1 rRNA gene is annotated in these 254 nt (G+C 50.8%); it reads left to right on the top strand.

What is annotated here, in order from left to right:
• Positions 1 to 184: 184 nt before the first annotated feature.
• Positions 185 to 254 (top strand): 5S ribosomal RNA (rrf, locus tag UB23_RS07310); the annotation flags it as partial.

Raw genomic sequence — 254 nt, 5'->3', positions numbered from 1 at the left:
GTACTAATTGCCCGTGAGGCTTGACCATATAACACCCAAGCAATTTGCTTGCTCTAACGAGCACCAGATTGCGGTGTGTGAAGACGAAATGAACCGAAAGTTCGACTCTTGCAAACACCGAAAGCTGTCACATACCCAATTTGCTGAAGCGAGGCCAGCTGGCCGCGACTCAGTACCCGAATTTCTTGACGACCATAGAGCATTGGAACCACCTGATCCCATCCCGAACTCAGCAGTGAAACGATGCATCGCCG

This window comes from Pseudomonas sp. ES3-33 (assembly GCF_000952175.1).
Taxonomy (GTDB): Bacteria; Pseudomonadota; Gammaproteobacteria; order Pseudomonadales; family Pseudomonadaceae; genus Aquipseudomonas; species Aquipseudomonas gregormendelii.
Note: the sequence above shows the minus strand (reverse complement) of the source record. Positions and strands in the feature narration are given on the sequence as shown.